The organism is Bordetella genomosp. 1 (genome assembly GCF_002261335.1).
GTDB lineage: Bacteria > Pseudomonadota > Gammaproteobacteria > Burkholderiales > Burkholderiaceae_B > Bordetella.
Window position 1 is genome coordinate 1,452,156 of sequence record NZ_NEVL01000003.1, and the last position, 15,671, is coordinate 1,467,826.

Genomic DNA, 15,671 nt, shown 5'->3' on the forward strand with positions numbered 1-15,671 from the left:
AACAGGGTTTCGACCTGTCCTTGAGGCCAATATCGTCCATCAGGATGAGGCCTCTAGGATGAAGCCATACGGACTAATCCTTTCCTGGATACCTTATGGCCACCTCTGCTCCCGCTATCGTCGTCGCCCTCACGGGCCGTGCCTGGATCCGTCACAGCGACGGTTCGCTGACCGAACTGCACCAGGGGAGCAAGGTACCGCCGGACAGCGAGCTGGTGACCGCATCGGGCGCCACGCTGACGCTGCAGGTGGAGAACGGCATGCCGGTGGTGATCGGCGCCGAACGCCAGGTGGCGCTCACCGACGACATGACCGGCGAGCTGGATCCGGGCGAGGCGGCGATCAATCCGCCCAGCGGCCCGGACTCGGCGCGGCTGCTCGCGATCCTGGAGGCCGGCGGCGACCCGTTCGACGTGCTCGACCCGACCGCGGCGGTGATCACGGGCGGCGGCGGCGAAGGCGGCAGCACCATCGTGCGCCTCGTCCATATCCTGGAAGTGACCACGCCGCTGGATCTCGCCTACCCGAATCCGGTCCGCTTCGACGACTATGTGCCGCGCGCCGACAGCAGCGGCGCCACCGGCGGCGGCGACGGCACGGACACGGCCGGCCTGCCGACCACCCTGCCGACCGGCGCCGCCGGCCTGGCGCCGATCGCGGTGGACGACCGCGTGAGCGCCACCGAGCGCGCGATCGTCCGCGGCAACGTGCTCGGCAACGACAGCGATCCGGACGGCGACCGCCTCGCCGTGGCCGGCGTGAACGGCCGCGCCATGACCAGCGCCGGCCTCACCCTGCCCGGCTCCAACGGCGGCAGTTTCACGCTGCTCCCCGATGGCACCTACACCTTCAATCCGGGCAGCGCGTTCCAGCATCTGGCGCAGGGCCAGACCGCGACGACCACGGTGTCGTACACCATCACGGATCCGAGCGGCAAGACCGCCACCGCCACCCTTCAGGTGACGGTGGTCGGCGTGAACGACCCGGCCAGCATCTCGGGCGACGGCGCCGGCAGCGTGCAGGAAGACGGTCGGCAGACGGTGCAGGGCAAGCTCAACGTGAGCGACGCCGACGACAACCAGTCGGTGTTCGTGGCGCAGACCCAGAAGGCCGGCCAATACGGCACCTTCTCCCTCGACACCAACGGCAACTGGACCTACAGCCTGAACAACGGCCATCCCGCCGTGCAGGCGCTGGGCGTGGGCGCCACGCTCACCGAGCAGTTCACCGTGACCTCGGCGGACGGCACGGCGAGCAAGGTGACGATCACCATCGACGGCACCAACGACGCGCCGCGGCTCTCGGGCGATCTGACGGGCGCGGTGAGCGAGGACGGCGTGCAGCGCGCCACCGGCCAGCTCACGACGGCCGACGTCGACAGCGGCGACACGCAGACCTACAGCGTGGTGGGCAGCACGGCGGGCACCTACGGCGCCTTCGCCGTCGATGCCACTGGCCGCTGGACCTACACGCTGGACAACGCCGCGGCACAGGTGCTCAAGAGCGGCCAGAGCGTGCAGGAAAGCTATACCGTGCGCGTGTCGGACGGCCAGGGCGGCAGCGACACCAAGACCGTGGTGGTCACGATCCACGGCACCGACGACGGCGCCGTGATCTCGCCGCGCGTGCCGGGTGCGGACGCCGGCAGCGTGCGCGAGGACGGCACGCTGTCGACCGGCGGCAAGCTCGACGTGACGGACCCGGATGCGGGCCAGGCCGCGTTCCAGGCCCAGACCGCGACCAAAGGCGGCTACGGCACCTTTGCCATCGATGCAAACGGCAACTGGACCTACGACCTCGACAATGCCAATGCCTCGGTGCAGGCGCTCGGCGTGGGCAAGACGCTGACCGAAACCTTTGCCGTGAAGTCGGCCGATGGCACCACCAGCCAGGTCACCGTCACGATCCAGGGCAGCAACGACGCGCCCCGCCTCTCCGGCGAACAGACCGGGTCGGTGACCGAGGACGGCACGCAGATCGCCACCGGCAAGCTCACGGGCAGCGATATCGACACGGGCGACGTGTTGACCTACGCGGTCACGGGCGCCACCAAGGGCATGTATGGCAACTTTGCCGTCGACGCCGAGACCGGGCGCTGGACCTATACGCTGGACAATGGCGCGGCCCAGGTGCTCAAGACCGGCCAGGCCGTGACCGAGACCTACACCGTTCAGGTCAGCGACGGCCAGGGCGGCACGGCCAGCCAGGTCGTGACCATCACCATCAACGGCACCGACGACGGCGCCGTGATCTCGCCGCGCGTGCCGGGTGCGGACGCCGGCAGCGTGCGCGAGGACGCCACGCTCACGACCGGCGGCAAGCTCGACGTGACGGACCCGGATGCGGGGCAAGCCGCGTTCCAGGCCCAGACCGCGACCAAAGGCGGCTACGGCACCTTTGCCATCGATGCAAACGGCAACTGGACCTACGACCTCGACAACGCCAATGCCTCGGTGCAGGCGCTCGGCGTGGGCAAGACGCTGACCGAAACCTTCGCCGTGAAGTCGGCCGATGGCACCACCAGCCAGGTCACCGTCACGATTCAGGGCAGCAACGACCTGCCCAGGCTCGCGGGCGACCAGAGCGGCGTCGTCACGGAAGACGGCACCCAGATCGCGACGGGCAAGCTGACCGGCACCGACATCGACACGGGCGACACGCTCTCGTATGCCGTGGTCGGCAACGCCACGGGCAGCTACGGCGTCTTCGCGGTCGACGCCAGCACCGGCAAGTGGACCTACACGCTCGACAACGGCGCCGCGCAGGTGCTCACCAGCGGCCAGGCCGTGACCGAGACCTACACCGTGCAGGTCAGCGATGGCCAGGGCGGCACGGCCAGCAAGCTCGTATCGATCACGATCAACGGCACCGACGACGCCGCCATCATCGCGCCGCGGGTGCCGGGCGCGAACGCCGGCACGGTACGCGAGGACGGCACGCTCACGACGGGCGGCAAGCTCGACGTGACCGACCCCGATGCGGGCCAGGCCGTGTTCCAGGCCCAGCCCGGCACGGCCGGTGCCTATGGCACCTTCACGCTCGACGCCGACGGCACCTGGCGCTACACGCTCGACAATGCGAGCAACGCGGTGCAGGCGCTCGGTGCGGACAAGTCGCTCAGCGAGACCTTCTCGGTGAAGTCGGCCGACGGCACCACCAGCCAGGTCACCGTCACGATCCAGGGCAGCAACGACGCGCCGCGCCTGGACGGCGACCTCAGCGGTTCGGTCACCGAAGACGGTGTGAAGACGGCCACGGGCCAGCTGACCGGCACCGACGTGGACGCCGGCGACCGGCTCAGCTACGCCATCGCCGGTCCGTCCACCGGCACCTACGGCAGCATCGCCGTCGACGCCAACGGCAGGTGGACCTACACGCTGGACAGCGCGGCGGCGCAGGTGCTCAAGAGCGGCCAGACCGTGCTCGAAAGCTACACCGTGCAGGTCAGCGACGGCCAGGGCGGCACCGCCAGCCAGGTCGTGAGCATCACGATCCATGGCACCGACGACGCCGCGATCATCGCGCCGGGCAAGCCGGGCGACGACGCCGGCACGCTGCGCGAAGACAGCGTGCCGAGCGCGGGCGGCAAGCTCGTGGTGACCGATCCGGACGCGGGCCAGGCGGTCTTCCAGGTGCAGGGCGCGACCCAGGGCAACTACGGCACGTTCGCCATCGACAAAGAGGGCAACTGGACCTACCACCTCGACAACAGCAACGCCAGCGTGCAGGCGCTCGGCGTGGGCAAGTCGCTGGCCGAGACCTTCACGGTCAGGTCCGCTGACGGCACGGCCAGCCAGGTCACGGTGACCATCCAGGGCACCAACGATGCGCCCAGGCTTGCCGGCGACCAGGCCGGCGCGGTGACCGAGGACGGCACGCAGATCGCCACCGGCAAACTCACCGGCAGCGATATCGACACGGGCGACGTGTTGACCTACGCGGTGAGCGGCGCCGCCAAGGGCATGTATGGCAACTTTGCCGTCGACGCCGACACCGGTCGCTGGACCTATACGCTGGACAATGGCGCGGCCCAGGTGCTCAAGACCGGCCAGGCCGTGACCGAGACCTACACCGTGCAGGTCAGCGATGGCCAGGGCGGCACGGCCAGCCAGGTCGTGACCATCACGATCAACGGCACCGACGACGGCGCCGTCATTACGCCGCACACACCGGGCGCAGATGCCGGTGTTGTTCGCGAGGACGCCACGCTCACGACGGGCGGCAAGCTCGACGTGACCGATCCCGACGCCGGCCAGGCCGTGTTCCAGGCCCAGGCCGCCACGCGCGGGGCGTACGGCACCTTCGCCATCGATGCAGGCGGCAACTGGACCTACGCCCTCGACAATGCCGATGCCGCCGTGCAGGCGCTGGGCAACGGCAAGTCGCTCACAGAAACGTTTGCCGTGACATCGGCGGACGGCACCATCAGCCAGGTGACGGTGACCGTCCAGGGCACCAACGATGCGCCGCGCCTGAGCGGCGAGGCAAGCGGCGCCGTGACCGAGGACGGCACCCAGACGGCCACCGGCCAGCTCACGGGCACCGACATCGACACCGGCGACCGGCTCACGTATGCCGTGAGCGGTGCGGCCAAGGGCAGCTACGGCAGCTTTGCCGTGGATGCCAATACGGGCAAGTGGACCTACACGCTCGACAACGGCGCCGCGCAGGCACTGACGTCGGGTCAGGCGGTCACCGAAACGTATACCGTACAGGTCAGCGATGGCCAGGGCGGGACCGACAGCAAGGTCGTGACCATCACGATCCATGGCACCGACGACGCCGCCATCATCACGCCGCACACGCCGGGCGCTGACGCCGGCACGGTGCGCGAAGACGGCGCGCTCACGACGGGCGGCAAGCTCGACGTGACCGATCCCGATGCCGGCCAGGCCGTGTTCCAGGCCCAGCCCGGCACGCCGGGCGCCTACGGCACGTTTGCCGTCGGCACGGATGGCGCGTGGACCTACAGCCTCGACAACACTAGCCTCGCCGTGCAGGCGCTGGGCGCCGGCAAGTCGCTCACCGAAACCTTCACGGTCAAGGCGGCCGACGGCACCAGCAGCCAGGTCACCGTCACGGTCCAGGGCACCAACGACGCGCCGACGCTCTCCGGCGACCAGACCGGTTCGGTCACCGAGGATGGCACGCAGACCGCCACCGGCACGCTCACGGGTGCGGACATCGACACGGGCGACGTGCTGACCTACGCGGTGACCGGTGCGGCCAAGGGCGCGTACGGCGCGTTCGCCGTCGATCCCGACACCGGACGCTGGACCTACACGCTCGACAACGCCGCTGCGCAGGCACTGAAGAGCGGCCAGAGTGTCGTCGAGAGCTACACCGTACAAGTCAGCGATGGCCAGGGCGGCACGGCCAGCAAGGTCGTGTCGGTCACGATCCACGGCACCGATGATGCCGCCATCATCACGCCGCACACGCCCGGCGCCGACGCCGGCACGGTGCGCGAAGACGCCCTGCTGTCGGCGGGCGGCAAGCTCGACATCGCCGACCCCGATGCGGGCCAGGCCGTGTTCCAGGCCCAGGCCGCCACCCAGGGCAGCTACGGCACCTTTGCCGTCGATGCCAGCGGCAACTGGAGCTACAACCTCGACAACACCCACGCCAGCGTGCAGGCGCTGGGCGTGGGCAGGACGCTTGCCGAGACCTTCGTGGTGCGCGCGGCCGACGGCACCGCGAGCCAGATCACCGTCACCATCCAGGGCACGAACGACGCGCCGCGCCTCTCCGGTGACCAGACCGGCTCGGTCACGGAAGACGGCACGCAGACCGCGACCGGCACGCTCACGGGCAGCGATATCGACACGGGCGACGTGTTGACCTACGCGGTGACGGGCGCCGCCAAGGGCGCGTACGGTTCGTTCGCCGTCGATGCCAACACCGGGCGCTGGACCTATACGCTGGACAACGGCGCCGCGCAGGCGCTCAGGAGCGGCCAGGCCATCACCGAGACCTACACCGTCCAGGTCAGCGACGGCCAGGGCGGCACCGACAGCAAGATCGTGTCGGTCACGATCAACGGCACCGATGACGGCGCGGTGATCACGCCGCACACGCCGGGCGCGGACGCCGGCCTCGTGCGCGAGGACGGCACGCTCACGACCGGCGGCAAGCTCGACATTGCCGACCCGGATGCCGGCCAGGCCGTCTTCCAGGTTCAACCCGGCACGCCGGGCGCGTACGGCACCTTTGCCATCGGCAGCGATGGGGCGTGGACCTACACGCTCGACAACGCCAACGCCTCGGTGCAGGCGCTCGGCGCGGGCAAGTCCCTGACCGAGACCTTCACGGTGAGCTCGGTCGATGGCAGCACGCATGACGTGAAGGTCACCATCCAGGGCACGAACGACGCACCGACGTTGAGCGGTGACCAGAGCGGATCCGTCACCGAGGACGTCACCCAGACCGCCACCGGCACACTTACCGGCGCCGACATCGACACGGGCGACGTGTTGACCTACGCCGTGACGGGAGCCGCCAAGGGCGCCTACGGCAGCTTTGCCGTCGACGCCAGCACCGGGCGTTGGACCTATACGCTGGACAACGGCGCCGCCCAGGCGCTGAAGTCGGGTCAGGCGGTGACCGAGACCTACACCGTGCAGGTGAGCGACGGCCAGGGCGGGACCGACAGCAAGGTCGTGACCGTCACGATCCATGGCACCGACGACGCCGCCATCATCACGCCGCACACGCCGGGCGCGGATGCCGGCATCGTGCGCGAGGACGCCACGCTTTCAACCGGCGGCAAACTGGATATCGTGGACCCGGATGCCGGCCAAGCTGTCTTCCAGGCCCAGCCCGGCACGCCGGGCGCCTACGGCACGTTTGCCATCGGCACCGATGGTGCGTGGACCTACAGCCTCGACAACACCAGCCTCGCCGTACAGGCACTCGGCGCCGGCAGGTCGCTCACCGAGACCTTCACGGTCAAGGCGGCTGACGGCAGCACGCACGACGTCACGATCACGATTCAAGGCACCAACGACGTGCCGACGCTCTCCGGCGACCAGACCGGCTCGGTCACGGAAGACGGCATGCAGACTGCCACCGGCACGCTCACGGGTGCCGATATCGACACGGGCGACGTGTTGACCTACGCGGTGAGCGGCGCGGCCAAGGATACGTACGGCAGCTTTGCGGTCGACGCCAATACGGGACGCTGGACCTACACGCTCGACAACACCGCTGCGCAGTCGCTCAAGAGCGGCCAGAGTGTCGTCGAAAGCTACACCGTACAAGTCAGCGATGGCCAGGGTGGCACCGCCAGCAAGGTCGTGTCGGTCACCATCAACGGCACCGATGATGCCGCCATCATCACGCCGCACGCGCCCGGCGCCGATCTGGGCACGGTGCGAGAGGATGCCCTGCTCTCCACCGGCGGCATGCTCGACGTCACCGATCCGGACGCCGGTCAGGCGGTGTTTCAGGCCCAGGCCGCGACGCAGGGGGCGTACGGCACGTTCGCGGTCGACACGAACGGCAACTGGACCTATCAGCTCGACAACACCCACGCGGGCGTGCAGGCACTCGGCGTGGGCAAGACGCTCGCCGAGACCTTCACGGTGCGCGCGGCCGACGGCAGCACGCACGACGTGACCGTCACGATCCAGGGCAGCAATGACGCGCCGCGCCTGTCCGGCGACCAGACCGGCTCGGTCACCGAGGACGGCGTGAAGACGGCGACCGGCCAGCTGACCGGCACCGACATCGACGTGGGCGATACGCTGTCGTACGCAGTCGTGGGCAACGCCAGCGGCAGCTACGGCTCGTTCGCCGTCGATGCCAATACCGGGCGCTGGACCTACACGCTCGACAACGGCGCGGCACAGTCGCTCAAAAGCGGCCAGGCCTTCACCGAGACCTATACGGTGCAGGTGAGCGATGGCCAGGGCGGCACCGACACCAAGGTCGTGTCGATCACGATCAATGGCACGGACGATGCCGCCGTCATCACGCCGCACACGGCCGGCGCGGACCAGGGCCGGGTGCAGGAAGACGGCCAGCTCACGACCGGCGGCAAGCTGGATGTGGCCGACCCCGATGCGGGTCAGGCCGTGTTCCAGCCCCAGCCCGCCACGCAGGGCGCGTATGGCGCGTTCGTCATCGACGCCAGCGGAAACTGGACCTACACGCTCGACAATGCGCACCCGGTGGTGCAGGCCCTGGGCGCCAACGAGTCGCTCACGGAAACCTTCACGGTCCGTTCGGCCGACGGCAGCTCGCACGACGTCACCGTGACGATCCAGGGCACCAATGACGTGCCCGCGCTGTCCGGCGCGCTGACCGGCTCGGTCACCGAAGATGGTGTCACGACCGCCACCGGCCAGCTCGTCGCGAGCGACGCCGACACGAGCGACACACTGCGTTATTCGGTGGTGGGCAGCGCGTCCGGCGCCTTCGGGTCGTTCGCGGTCGATGCGAGTGGCAAATGGACCTACACGCTCGACAATGGCGCGGCCCAGACGCTCAAGGGCGGCCAGTCGGTGACCGAGTCGTACACCGTGCAGGTCAGCGACGGACACGGCGGCACGGACACGCAGACGATCTCGGTGACCATCAACGGCACCGACGACGCCGCCATCATCACGCCGCACGCGCCGGGCGCGGACGCCGACCTGGTGCGCGAGGACGGCACGCTCACGACCGGCGGCAAGCTCGACGTGCTCGACCCCGACGCGGGCCAAGCCGTTTTCCAGGCTCAACCCGGCACGCCGGGCGCGTACGGCACCTTTGCCATTGGCAGCGATGGGGCGTGGACCTACACGCTCGACAACGCCAACGCCTCGGTCCAGGCGCTCGGCGCGGGCAAGTCCCTGACCGAGACCTTCACGGTGCGCTCGGCCGACGGCAGCACGCATGACGTGAAGGTCACCATCCAGGGCACGAACGACGCACCGACGTTGAGCGGTGACCAGAGCGGATCCGTCACCGAGGACGGCACCCAGACCGCCACCGGCACACTTACCGGCGCCGACATCGACACGGGCGACGTGTTGACCTACGCCGTGACGGGAGCCGCCAAGGGCGCGTACGGCAGCTTTGCCGTCGACGCCAACACCGGGCGCTGGACCTATACGCTGGACAACGGCGCCGCCCAGGCGCTGAAGTCGGGTCAGGCGGTGACCGAGACCTACACCGTGCAGGTGAGCGACGGCCAGGGCGGGACCGACAGCAAGGTCGTGACCGTCACGATCCATGGCACCGACGACGCCGCCGTCATTACGCCGCGTACGCCGGACGCGGATGCCGGCACGGTGCGCGAAGACAGCACGCTCACGACCGGCGGCAAGCTCGACATTGCCGACCCGGATGCCGGCCAGGCCGTGTTCCAGGCTCAACCCGGCACGCCGGGCGCGTACGGCACCTTTGCCATCGGCAGCGATGGGGCGTGGACCTACAGCCTCGACAACGCCAACGCCTCGGTCCAGGCGCTCGGCGCGGGCAAGTCCCTGACCGAGACCTTCACGGTGCGCTCAGCCGATGGCAGCACGCATGACGTGAAGGTCACCATCCAGGGCACCAACGACGCGCCGACGTTGAGCGGTGACCAGAGCGGATCGGTCACCGAGGATGGCATCCAGACCGCGACCGGCACACTTACCGGCGCCGACATCGACACGGGCGACGTGTTGACCTATGCCGTGACCGGCGCCGCCAAGGGCGCGTACGGCAGCTTTGCCGTCGATGCCAACACCGGCCGCTGGACCTATACGTTGGACAACGGCGCCGCGCAAGCGCTCAAGAGCGGCCAGGCCATCACCGAGACCTACACCGTGCAGGTCAGCGACGGCCAGGGCGGCACCGACAGCAAGGTCGTGACCATCACGATCAATGGCACCGACGACGCCGCCATCATCACGCCGCACACGCCTGGCGCTGATCTGGGCACGGTGCGAGAGGATGCCCTGCTCTCCACCGACGGCAAACTGGACATCGTGGATCCCGATGCCGGCCAGGCCGTCTTCCAGGCCCAGCCCGGCACGCCGGGCGCGTACGGCACGTTCGTGATCGACGCCAATGGTGCGTGGACCTACAGCCTCGACAACAACAGCCTCGCCGTGCAGGCGCTTGGGGCCGGCAAGTCGCTCGCCGAGACCTTCACGGTCAAGGCGGCCGACGGCAGCACGCACGACGTCACCGTCACCATTCAGGGCAGCAACGACGCGCCCACGCTGTCGGGCGAAGTGTCCGGATCGGTGACCGAAGACGGCACGCAGACCGCCACCGGCACGCTCACGGGTGCCGACATCGACACGGGCGACGTGTTGACCTACGCCGTGACCGGCGCGGCCCAGGGCACCTATGGCAGCTTTGCGGTCGACGCCAATACGGGACGCTGGACCTACACGCTCGACAACGCCGCCGCGCAGGCACTGAAGAGCGGCCAGAGTGTGGTCGAGAGCTACACCGTACAAGTCAGCGATGGCCAGGGTGGCACGGCCAGCAAGGTCGTGTCGGTCACCATCAACGGCACCGACGACGCGGCCGTCATCACGCCCCACACCCCGGGCGCCGATCTCGGCAGCGTGCGCGAGGACGGCACGCTGCTGGCCACCGGCAAGCTCGACGTGGTCGACCCCGATGCGGGCCAGGCCGTGTTCGAGGCGCAGCCTTCGACCCCGGGTAGCTATGGCAGCTTCGCCGTCGACGCCGCAGGCAACTGGACCTACACCCTCGACAACGGCAACGCTGCCGTGCAGGCGCTGGGTGCCGACAAATCATTGAGCGAGACCTTCACGGTGCGCTCGGCCGACGGCTCGACGCATGACGTCACGGTGACGATCCAGGGCACCAACGATGCGCCGGTGCTCTCCGGGGACGTGACCGGTTCGGTCACCGAGGATGGCGTCAAGACCGCCAGCGGCCAGCTGACGGCCACCGACGTCGACACGACCGATACGCTGACGTACTCGGTGGTGGGCAACGGCAGCGGCACCTACGGTAGCTTCGCGGTCGACAGCAACGGCAAGTGGACGTACACGCTCAACAATGGCGCCGCGCAGACGCTCGTCGCGGGCCAAGCAGTGACCGAGACCTACACGGTGCAGGTCAGCGATGGACACGGCGGCACCGATACGCAAACCATCTCGGTCACGATCAACGGCACCGACGACGCCGCCATCATCACGCCGCACACCGCCGGCGCGGACCTGGGTACCGTCCGCGAGGACGGCCAGCTTTCCACGGGCGGCAAGCTCGACGTAGTCGATCCCGACGCGGGCCAGGCCGTGTTCCAGGCGCAACCTGCGACGCAAGGCGCCTACGGCACCTTTACGCTCGATGCCGCCGGCAACTGGACCTACCAACTCAACAACGCCAGCGCTGCCGTGCAGGCACTCGGCGCAGACAAGTCGCTGACCGAGACCTTCACGGTGCGCTCGGCCGACGGCTCGACGCACGACGCGACGGTGACGATCCAGGGCACCAACGATGCGCCGATGCTCTCCGGGGACGTGACCGGTTCGGTCACCGAGGATGGCGTCAAGACCGCCACCGGCCAGCTCACGGCCACCGACGTCGACACGACCGATACGCTGACGTACTCGGTGGTGGGCAATGGCAGCGGCACCTACGGCAGCTTCGCCGTGGACAGCAACGGCAAGTGGACCTACACGCTCAACAATGGCGCCGCACAGACGCTGATCGCGGGCCAGGCAGTGACCGAGACCTACACGGTGCAGGTGAGCGACGGCCATGGCGGCACCGACATGAAGACCATCTCGGTGACCATCAACGGCACCGACGACGCCGCCATCATCACGCCGCACAGCCCCGGCGCGGACCTCGGCGCCGTGCGCGAGGACGGCCAGCTTTCCACGGGCGGCAAGCTCGACATTGTCGACCCGGATGCCGGCCAAGCGGTGTTCCAGGCCCAACCTGCGACGCAAGGCGCCTACGGTACCTTTACGCTCGATGCCGCCGGCAACTGGACCTACACCCTCGACAACGGCAACGCTGCCGTGCAGGCGCTCGGCGCCGACAAGTCGCTGACCGAGACTTTCACGGTGCGCTCGGCCGACGGCTCGACGCACGACGTCACGGTGACGATCCAGGGCACCAACGATGCTCCCACGCTGTCGGGCCAGCTCAGCGGCTCGGTCACCGAAGACGGTGTGCAGACTGCCACCGGGCAGCTGGTCGTGACCGACACCGATGCGACCGACAGCCACAGCTATGCCGTGATCGGCAACGGCAGCGGCACCTACGGTAGCTTCGCGGTCGACAGCAACGGCAAGTGGACCTACACGCTCAACAACGGCGCCGCACAGACGCTGATCGCGGGCCAGGCAGTGACCGAGACCTACACGGTGCAGGTGAGCGACGGCCATGGCGGCACGGACACGCAAACCATCTCGGTGACCATCAACGGCACCGACGACGCCGCCATCATCACGCCGCACACCGCCGGCGCGGACCTGGGTACCGTCCGCGAGGACGGCCAGCTTTCCACGGGCGGCAAGCTCGACGTAGTCGATCCCGACGCGGGCCAGGCCGTGTTCCAGGCCCAGCCTGGCACGCAAGGCGCCTATGGCACCTTTACGCTCGATGCGGCCGGCAACTGGACCTACAACCTGAACAACGCCAGCTCGGCCGTGCAGGCGCTCGGCGCCGACAAGTCGCTGACCGAGACCTTCACGGTGCGCTCGGCCGACGGCTCGACGCACGACGTCACGGTGACGATCCAGGGCACCAACGATGCCCCGGTTCTCTCCGGTGACGTGACCGGTTCGGTCACTGAGGATGGCGTCAAAACCGCCAGCGGCCAGCTCACGGCCACCGACGTCGACACCACCGATACGCTGACGTACTCGGTGGTGGGCAATGGCAGCGGCACCTACGGCAGCTTCGCGGTCGACGGCAACGGCAAGTGGACGTACGCGCTCAACAATGGCGCCGCGCAGACGCTCGTCGCGGGCCAAGCAGTGACCGAGACCTACACGGTGCAGGTCAGCGATGGACACGGCGGCACCGATACGAAGACCATCTCGGTGACCATCAACGGCACCGACGACGCGGCCATCATCACGCCGCACACCGCCGGCGCGGACCTGGGTACTGTACGCGAGGACGGTCAGCTCACGACCGGCGGCAAGCTCGACGTGGTCGATCCCGACGCGGGCCAAGCCGTGTTCCAGGCCCAGCCTGGCACGCAAGGCGCCTACGGCACCTTTACGCTCGATGCGGCCGGCAACTGGACCTACAACCTGAACAACGCCAGCGCAGCCGTGCAGGCACTCGGCGCCGACAAGTCGCTCACCGAGACCTTCACGGTCAGGTCCGCCGATGGCAGCACGCACGACGTCACGGTGACGATCCAGGGCAGCAACGACGCGCCCGTGCTCGCCGGCGACCTGAGCGGCTCGGTCACGGAAGACGGCGTGAAAACCGCCACCGGTCAGCTGACGGCCACCGACGTGGACGTGACGGACACGCACAGCTATGCCGTGATCGGCAACGCCAACGGCGCCTATGGCAGCTTCGCCGTCGACACCAACGGCAAGTGGACCTATACGCTGGACAACGCAGCGGCGCAGTCGCTGACCTCGGGCCAATCCATCACCGAAACCTATACGGTGCAGGTGAGCGACGGACAGGGCGGCACCGACACGAAGACGATCTCCGTCACGATCAACGGCACCGACGACAGCGCGGTGATCACGCCCCATGCGCCAGGCGCGGATGCCGGGACCGTCCAGGAAGACGGCCCGCTCGCCACCGGCGGCAAGCTCGACGTGGTCGACCCCGACGCCGGCCAGGCGGTGTTCGAGCCGCAACCGGCCACGCTGGGCCAGTATGGCACCTTCGCCATCGACGCCAGCGGCAACTGGACCTATGTGCTCGACAACGGCAACATCGCCGTCCAGGCCCTCGGCGCCGATCGCTCGCTCGCCGAAACCTTCACGGTGCGCTCGGCCGATGGCACGACCCACAGCGTGACCGTCACGGTGCTCGGCAGCAACGACGCGCCGCAGCTGAGCGGCGCCCTCACCGGCGCCGTCACGGAAGACGGCGTGAAGACCGCCACGGGCCAGCTCGTAACGGCCGACGTGGACGCCACCGACACGCACAGCTATGCCGTGATCGGCAACGCCAACGGCACCTACGGCAGCTTCGCCGTCGACGACAACGGCAAGTGGACCTACACGCTCGACAACGGCGCCGCCCAGGCGCTCAAGAGCGGCCAGGCGGTCACCGAGACCTACACGGTGCAGGTCAGCGACGGCCAGGGCGGTACCGACACGAAGACCGTGTCGGTCACCATCAACGGCACGGATGATGCGGCCGTGATCCTGCCGCATACGGCGGGCGCCGACGCCGGCAGCGTCCGCGAAGACGGCGGGCTCGTGACCGGCGGCAAGCTCGACGTGGTCGACCCCGATGCCGGCCAGGCCGTGTTCCAGTCCCAACCCGCCACGGTGGGTGCCTACGGCACCTTTGCCATCGACGCCAACGGCAACTGGACCTACCAGCTCGACAACGCCAATCCCGCCGTGCAGGCGCTCGGTGCCGACAAGGCGCTCAACGAAACCTTCACGGTGCGTTCGGCCGATGGCGCCAGTCACGACGTGACGGTGACCATCCAGGGCACGAATGACGTGCCCGTGCTCGCCGGCGACCTGACCGGCTCGGTCACGGAAGACGGCGTGAGGACCGCAACCGGCCAGCTCACGACCACCGATATCGACATCACCGACACGCACAGCTATGCCGTGATCGGCAATGCGAACGGCACCTACGGCAGCTTCGCCGTCGACACCAATGGCAAGTGGACCTACACGCTGGACAACGGCGCCGCCCAGGGCCTTGCGAGCGGGCAGGCGGTCACGGAGACCTACACGGTGCAGGTCAGCGACGGCCAGGGCGGTACCGACACGAAGACCGTGTCGGTCACCATCAACGGCACGGATGATGCGGCCGTCATCCTGCCGCATACGGCGGGCGCCGACGCCGGCACCGTCCGCGAAGACGGCGGGCTCGTGACCGGCGGCAAGCTCGACGTGATCGACCCCGATGCCGGCCAGGCCGTGTTCCAGTCCCAACCCGCCACGGTGGGTGCCTACGGCACCTTTGCCATCGACGCCAACGGCAACTGGACCTACCAGCTCGACAACGCCAATCCCGCCGTGCAGGCGCTCGGCGCCGACAAGTCGCTGACAGAGACCTTCACAGTCCGTTCGGCCGATGGCAGCACGCATGACGTCACCGTCACCATCCAGGGCACCAACGATGCGCCGGTGCTCTCCGGGGACGTGACCGGTTCGGTCACCGAGGATGGCGTCAAGACCGCCACCGGCCAGCTGACGGCCACCGACGTCGACACCACCGATACGCTGACGTATTCGGTGGTGGGCAACGGCAGCGGCACTTACGGCAGCTTCGCGGTCGACGCCAGCGGCAAGTGGACCTACACGCTCAACAATGGCGCCGCGCAGACGCTCGTCGCGGGCCAGGCGGTCACCGAGACTTACACCGTCCAGGTCAGTGATGGCCACGGCGGCACCGCCACGCAAACGATCTCGGTCACGATCAACGGCACGGACGACACGGCCATCATCACGCCGCACACCCCGGGCGCGGATCGCGGCACGGTCACGGAGGATGGCGGCCTCGCCACGGGTGGCAAGCTCGACATCGCCGACCCGGACGCC

1 protein-coding gene (only partly in view) is annotated in these 15,671 nt (G+C 68.8%); it reads left to right on the forward strand.

The genetic code is table 11. The annotated features are described in order from the left end of the window. Positions 1–95: 95 nt before the first annotated feature. Positions 96–15,671: the beginning of a VCBS domain-containing protein gene (locus tag CEG14_RS26385; RefSeq protein ID WP_094827138.1), read on the forward strand. The gene runs 17,898 nt beyond the window's last position; 15,576 of the gene's 33,474 nt are visible here — the first part of the coding sequence; its start codon is at positions 96–98; its stop codon lies beyond the right edge, outside the window.